At 60.1% G+C, this 6654-nt stretch carries 6 protein-coding genes, 1 pseudogene and 1 riboswitch; all 7 genes and pseudogenes read right to left on the bottom strand.

The genetic code is table 11. The features are described 5' to 3' along the window. Positions 1-105 precede the first annotated feature (105 nt). Positions 106-475, bottom strand: a pseudogene (gene gcvH, locus C8024_RS02565) (glycine cleavage system protein GcvH). Positions 476-498: 23 nt separating this feature from the next. Next, entirely contained in the window at positions 499-1641 is a 1143-nt protein-coding gene (gene gcvT, locus C8024_RS02560; protein ID WP_173202829.1) for a glycine cleavage system aminomethyltransferase GcvT, read from the bottom strand. A 249-nt stretch (positions 1642-1890) separates the two neighbouring features. Then, a riboswitch (glycine riboswitch) is annotated at positions 1891-1990 on the bottom strand. Positions 1991-2111: 121 nt separating this feature from the next. Continuing rightward, entirely contained in the window at positions 2112-2747 is a 636-nt protein-coding gene (locus C8024_RS02555; protein ID WP_254305481.1) for a VOC family protein, read from the bottom strand. 65 nt (positions 2748-2812) lie between these two features. Beyond that, a complete protein-coding gene (locus C8024_RS02550; protein WP_173202828.1) occupies positions 2813-3511 on the bottom strand; it encodes an NAD(P)H-binding protein in 699 nt (232 codons plus the stop codon). Positions 3512-3594: 83 nt separating this feature from the next. After that, entirely contained in the window at positions 3595-4755 is a 1161-nt protein-coding gene (locus C8024_RS02545; RefSeq protein ID WP_173202827.1) for a deoxyguanosinetriphosphate triphosphohydrolase, read from the bottom strand. Next, positions 4752-5072 carry an SPOR domain-containing protein gene (locus tag C8024_RS22465; RefSeq protein WP_173202826.1) on the bottom strand — a complete coding sequence of 107 codons (321 nt, stop codon included), beginning with the start codon at positions 5070-5072 and terminating at the stop codon, positions 4752-4754. Before C8024_RS22465 ends, C8024_RS02545 begins: the two co-directional genes overlap by 4 nt. Then, complete coding sequence (locus tag C8024_RS02535; protein WP_173202825.1) at positions 5057-6553, bottom strand: hypothetical protein; 1497 nt, start codon at positions 6551-6553, stop codon at positions 5057-5059. Before C8024_RS02535 ends, C8024_RS22465 begins: the two co-directional genes overlap by 16 nt. Positions 6554-6654 lie beyond the last annotated feature (101 nt).

The raw sequence follows: 6654 nt of genomic DNA, 5'->3' as shown, positions 1-6654 counted from the left end.
AGGAGGGGTTGGGGTGGTTGTCGTGCAGCCGGTCGCTGACGCGAGCGATGCTCACGCATCGCCACCACCCCTCAACCCCCTCCTCTGAAGAGGAGGGGGAATTGGTTACAAACCGTCGACGAAGGCCTTATAGGCTTTTTCGTCCATCAGATCGTCGAGTTCGCTCTTGTCCGAGAGGGTCAGCCGGAAAACCAGCCGTCTTCCTCGGCCGAGCTGTTGACCAATCCTGCTCGTCTTCCAGCGCGTCGTTCACTTCGATCACCTCGCCGGAGACCGCCGCATAGACGTCGGACGCCGCCTTGACCGATTCGACCACGGCGGCATCATCGCCCTGCTCCAGTTCCGTGCCGACTTCCGGCACTTCGACAAACACGATGTCGCCCAGCTGTTCCTGCGCATAGTCGGTAATACCGACGGTCGCCGTGTCGCCTTCGACCTCGACCCACTCATGTTCATCGGTAAAATATCGGCTCATTCTCGTTTCCTCTTCCTGTCAATCTATGGCTTGGGTTTGCGGTGATAGTTATGCGGCACAAAGGGCATGTCGGCGACGGTGCAGGCAATTTTCTTGCCGCGCTGCTCGACGGTGATGGCGGTGCCGGTTGCGGACATGTCCGTCGGGACATAGGCCATGGCGATCGGGCGCTGGAGCGTGGGCGAAAAGCCGCCGCTGGTCACCGTGCCGATGGTCTCGCCGGCGGCATTGACAACCGTCGCGCCTTCGCGAACGGGTTGCCGGCCATCGACGAACAGGCCGATGCGTTTCTTCGCCGCCTTGTCCGGATATTGCGCCAGCACGCGGTCCGCGCCGGCAAAGTTGCCTTCCTCGCGGCGCGCCTTGGACAAGGCAAAATTCAGATTGGCCTCGACCGGCAATATGCCGGCATTCATGTCGTGGCCGTAAAGCGGCAGGCCGGCTTCAAGCCGGAGGCTGTCGCGTGCACCCAATCCGATCGGACGGACTTCCTCCAGCTCGGTCAGCGCGGCCGCCAGCGTCACCGCATGTTCGGTCGGCACGCTGATTTCAAAGCCGTCCTCACCGGTATAGCCCGAACGGCTGATGCCCAGCGGGATACCCTGCCACAGAAACGGGCCCGCTTCCATGAAATGGAGATCGGTCGGCAGTGGCCAGTCCGGCTCGAACGGATCGATACCAAGCTTGGCCAGCGCTTCCGCCGCCTTGGGCCCCTGCAGCGCCAATAAGGCAGCATCTTCGAGATGGTTCAGCGTCAGGCTGTCGGGCAATTGTTCGCGCAAATAGGCGATATCATCATGCTTGGTCGCGCCATTGACCACCAGATAGAGATTGTGACCGGTGTTGGTGACCATCAGATCGTCCAATATCCCGCCATCCCGGGCGAGCAGCAATGTGTAGCGGATCTTGCCCGGTGCGAGCGCCGACAGATTGCCCGGCGTGATTTTCTCCAGCGCATCGGCAGCGCCCTCGCCCGTCAGCTGTAGCTGGCCCATGTGCGACACGTCGAACAGGCCCGCTTCGGTCCGGGTCCAGATATGTTCGGCCATCACGCCTTCATATTGCACCGGCATTTCATAGCCCGCGAACGGCACCATCCGCGCACCGAGGCCGCGATGCCAGTCGCCGAGCGGCAGTTGTTTCAGATTTTCGCTATTTTCACTCATCATTTTTCCGCATCAAGAAGACAGCCCGCAGCAAAGCCCTGCAAAACTGCCCCCTCTGTCACGGAACCTGAGAGTTTCATGGCTTGACACTTCCGCTCGTGCTGAGCTTGTCGAAGCACGCTTTCCAGTCATCCTCGACAAGCTCAGGAAGAACGGCGAGCGTTCATGCCGGATAAAATCCAGCGCCATTTACCCCTTCGGTGGAGCGCCGGCCGTTATAACCATCCGCTCTCTTTCCAGAGTGCTTGTGAGACGATTGCGGTCCAGGGGCCTGAGAGTTTCCGGGGCGGTTGCTCCTTCGGCGGCTTTTTGTCTGGTGGGACAGAAAACGCTCTCCCGCAATGCCTCATGACCTCCACCTCGCGACAGTGATCAAAAAGCAGATTGGAGAGTGGATCAGCGGATGGGTGGAGTCAATGATTCTATTGTGCGGTGCGGCAACAAAGCCAAGTCGGCCTGCAAACAATAGCTCAGGCCGTCATCGCTCCTCTGATAGGAGATACTGCGCCGTCCGGATCCATGCGCAGAATCTCACTCTCGGCAGCACCGTCGCGCAATTTTGCCAACCAATCTTCCGGGTCATATTCCACACCCACCGGGTTATTGCCGATCTGCTCGCCGTGAAAATAGGCCGTCGCCTCGGCCTTTGACGGAAAACAGTCGACACTCAATTCCATCTGATTGCCGTCGGGATCGGTATAATAAAGCGACGCGCTCATCCCGTGATTTACCGCCCAGTAAGGCTTGATACCGACACTTTTGAGCTGAGCGTAATTTTCCAGAAGATCGCTTAGCGAATCATATTCCCAAGCCACATGGTCCACCCCGACCAGCCCGCGGTTGCCCCGATCCTCTTCTTCTGGGCGGATCACCGTCAGATCGGCAAAGGCGAAGCGATGATGTTCATCGTCGAATGTGAGAAAAGCAAGGGCTGGATTCTGATATTGGACCTTGGCATCGAAAACGGTGGCATACCAGTCAAGCATTTCCGCAAGGCGGCGGGTTCGATAGACAATGTGAGCCAGCTGTCTCGGTGGGCGGATGGTCATAGCGGTTCCTTTCGAACGGATAAGCAGGATAGCGACCCTGTTTTTCTGTTCTGGCAACGCCACACTGTCGCTTCACTTGCCATCATGAAGACTGCACGAGAATTCTAGTACGGAAATTTCGCTTATACCAGCCCCCAGATTTCATCATTCCCGTGAATGTAAATGCCGGCTGCGCTATCACGCATCAGCACCGCAACCGCATCGGCAACATCGCTGGCAAGGATCGAGCGGAAACGGCGGAGCTTTCCGTGCAGCAACAGATCCATCAGCGGACTGGCGGCAATGGCCAGGCTTTCGCCGATGCGATTGTCACTAGTCCGTTCACCGCGCAGCAGGCCGGAGCGGATGATGTCAAGGCGGTCGAAATTCTGCGCGCGCATCAGGTCTTCTGCCTCGCCCTTGGTCTTGAGATAGAAGCTGGACGCGCTGCTGTCCGCCATGGTCGAGGATATGGCAATGAACTGACGCGCCCCCGCTGCCTTGGCCGCTGCTGCCACAGCGCCGACCAGATCGCGGTCGACCGCGGCAAATTCTTTCTTCGACCCGGCCTTTTTCATCGTCGATCCCAAACAGGATATCACGATATCGGGCTTGATCTTCGCGATCGTAGCAGGCCAGTTTTCCTGCAGCTGGACATGGATTTTCGCCTTGCCGACATCCTCGCGATAGGGCCTGCGCAGCAGCAGGTGGAGTGTCTTGTCCCTGCCCTGTTCGACCAGCTTGCGGGTCAGCAGCCCGCCGATCAGGCCAGTGGCGCCGACGATCAGTATTTTTCGGCCATGGACTGGGTCTCCGCATATTGTCTGTTGGCAAGCCGTCATAGCAGCGAAGGCTGCTATCCAAACCCATTTTTGCGAGACTCACCCGATTGGGTTGGTCCCCAGCCTTCGCCGGGGTGACGATATTACGACCGACTGTTCAGATCGCCGAATATCTCGTGGTGCCGGTTGCGGGCATAGCGGTCGGTCATCCCGGCGAGAAAGTCAGCAATATGGCGGATCCGGCCGGGTTCCGCTTCGGGCAGCGCCGAGGCCCAGTCGTCCGGCATCAGCTCCGGCTGCTCGCGATAGGCTTTCACCAGATCGCCAACCATCATCTTGCCTTCTTCCGCTGCCGCCATCTGCTTGGGGTGGTGATAGAGATTTTCGTACATGAAACGCTTTAGCGTGCGTTCCTTATCCGCCATCGCATCGGAGAAACCGCCGATCATACGGCCCGCTTGCCGAACATCTTCTGGTGTTTCGATGCCCAGCTCGGCAATCCGGGCCTGCGTCGTCTCCAACACATCATTGGCCATCAGCCCGATCTGGTCGCGGATCAGTTCCGGCAACAGCCGTTCCTGCGACACATCGGCAAAGCGGTTGCGAAGCGCCTCCCAGCGCTCTGCAATGAACGGCAATTCGAGCAACTGGTCGAGTGTCAGCAGTCCGGCCCGCATCCCGTCGTCAATATCATGATTGTCATAGGCGATATCGTCGGCAATCGCGGCGATTTGCGCTTCCAGCGACGGCCAGCTGTCGAGGTCGAGATCCATCGCCGCATTGGCCTCGGCCAGCGCCCAGGTCGGTTCGGCCACCGGCCCGTTGTGCTTGGCCAGCCCCTCCAGCATTTCCCATGTCAGGTTGAGCCCGTTCCAGCGTGGATAAGGCGTTTCCAGCTTGGTCAACGTGCGGATGGTCTGGGCATTATGGTCGAAACCGCCGAAATCTGCCAAGGCTTCTTCCAGCGCATCTTCCCCGGCATGGCCGAAGGGCGGATGGCCGATATCATGGGCAAGGCAGAGCGCTTCGGTGAGATCTTCGTTGAGACCGAGCGCCCGCGCCATTGTGCGGCCGATTTGGGCCACTTCCAGGCTGTGGGTCAGCCGGACCCGATAATGATCGCCATCGGGCGCGACAAAGACCTGAGTCTTGTGGCGCAACCGGCGGAAGGAAATGCTGTGGATGATCCGGTCGCGGTCGCGCTGGAAATCGTCGCGCGGACCGCGTGTCACTTCGCGTTTCTCGTCGTGCAGCCGGCCCCGGCTGTGCGCGGGGTCGCTGGCGTAGCTTTTCAACAGGGTCATTTGCCGAGCTCGTTAACCTCGACACCGTCGGCGCTGGCCCAGGCAAAGCCATCGCCGCCCTCCCTGCGGTAATCCGCTTCAAAGGCCTTGGCCGCCTTGAAATCGGCAAAGGGTCCGACCACCAGCCGGCGGGTGCGACCCCATGGTGACGTCCATGCCTTTTGCCCCTTGAACACATCAGGCTGTTTCTTCGTCATACGGCGAAAGTCGAATTTCAGGGCGTCAAGATTGGAGCCCGTGGCGATCTGCACCCAGTAGCGTTTCGGATGTTCCGGCTCTTTCGGTTTTGCCGGGGTCTTTTCTACCGCTTTGGCCACGACTTTCGGCTGCGGCTTGGCTGGCTCGATTTCATCCAGATCGACCGGCACACTTCGCTTCTGATCTCGCGCTCGGGAATGCGGATGCCGCTGATTATATCGGCGAGCGGCCGGGACGCCGGTTCGGCCGCTGCCATCCCGGTCGGGGTGGCGGACTGTTTCGCAAGGTCGAAACTGATCAGGTTCACCGGCCCGCCGGTTCTATCCGGCTCGGCAGCAGGGCTTTGGACCGGCTGCGCGACGACCGCAGCGGATTCCGGCTGACGCCCGGCAATTTCAACCTTGCGTTCAACGGTCTGCGACACCAGCACCGGCTGCTGACTGACGCCCAGCGTCGTGGCAAAGCCGGGCGAAGTGCCGTTGCGCTCGGGCGGCATTGTGGCGGCGGCGACCGCATCCGGCTCTTTCACCTGAGATGTTGCCAGCAGCGGCGCGGGATCCGGCTGGCTGCGCGTCAGAGTAGGTGAGCTGGCTGTGCTGGCGGGCAATGGCGTTGTCGCTGCCATCCGGGCCGACGATTCGGCCTCCTTTTTCTTCGCGGCACGCCGCAACTCGCGCTCGGAGGGCTTGCGCTCCGTAGTACCGGGCCGACGACGGGGCGATTTGTCAGGCATGGCCAGTACGCGGGGACGCTTGCTATCCGTGCCCAGAGCTTCGCCGACGGGGATCAGGCCCGCATCCACGCCGCTGCCATTTTCGGCCGCCTGACTGGACGCCAGCTGCACCGCAGCGACATCAACGCCGATATTCTCGCTGGCGGGAAAATGGCCGAAATGGACCGCAGCCGCCTTCTGCGCCGCGGTCAGTTTGGGCATACGGTCGAGAAACGGCTTGATGGCCTTTGCCATTCTCCGCTCCATCGTCTGTTCGACGATATTTTCCGCATCCTTTTTCTTGCCATTCATCGCGTAGATGAAAGCACGATTACGCCAGGCATCGCGGTCGCTTTTCTGCAACAGGGGATTGAGCTGGGCATCGGCCCGCTCGACGTCGCCGCTGATGCCCAGGGACACTGCATAGCGCGCGATCAGCTGATTGTCGGCGCCATTGCGCATCGCCAGTTCATAATCTTTCTGCGCGTCCCGGTTCCGCCCGATCAGGTCATAGGCGAGACCGCGATCCGCCGCGATTTCGCTTACCGCTATGCCATTGGCCACGGCCTGGTCGAAATAGCGGATCGCGCCAAACGGATTTTCCTCTGCCAGCAGCGCCCGGCCAAGACCGGCTTTCACTCGCCCGCTGGTCGAATAAATCTGGTCCGCCTTGGCCAGAAACCCGATCGCAGCGCGCATGTCGCCCAGTTCCAGAGCTGCGAGTCCGGCGTCCGCAAGCGCCGAGGAATCATTGGAATTGATCGCAATCCGGCGCAATGCGTCCTGCAAGTCGTCGCTGTTGGACTGGGCGCTGGATTGGGCGATAGCGGGCAACTGCGGCACGGCAACAGTTGCAACGGCCGCCGCAACGGCCAGTAGAATTTTCAATTTGTGAGTCACAAGATCTATAAAGGAACGATTGCACATGAAATCAATCGTTCCCGCATTCCGGCAAGGCCAATGGTGGCACGCGAAAGACAAACTCCCTC

It is taken from the genome of Sphingopyxis sp. BSNA05, assembly GCF_013265645.1.
Lineage (GTDB): Bacteria > Pseudomonadota > Alphaproteobacteria > Sphingomonadales > Sphingomonadaceae > Parasphingorhabdus.
Note: the sequence above shows the minus strand (reverse complement) of the source record. Positions and strands in the feature narration are given on the sequence as shown.

Excerpts from the sequence above, each read along its gene's own strand:
- gcvT (WP_173202829.1), bottom strand. The coding sequence starts at position 1,641 with ATGAGTGAAAATAGCGAAAATCTGAAACAACTGCCGCTCGGCGACTGG.
- C8024_RS02550 (WP_173202828.1), bottom strand. The coding sequence starts at position 3,511 with ATGACGGCTTGCCAACAGACAATATGCGGAGACCCAGTCCATGGCCGA.
- C8024_RS02545 (WP_173202827.1), bottom strand. The coding sequence starts at position 4,755 with ATGACCCTGTTGAAAAGCTACGCCAGCGACCCCGCGCACAGCCGGGGC.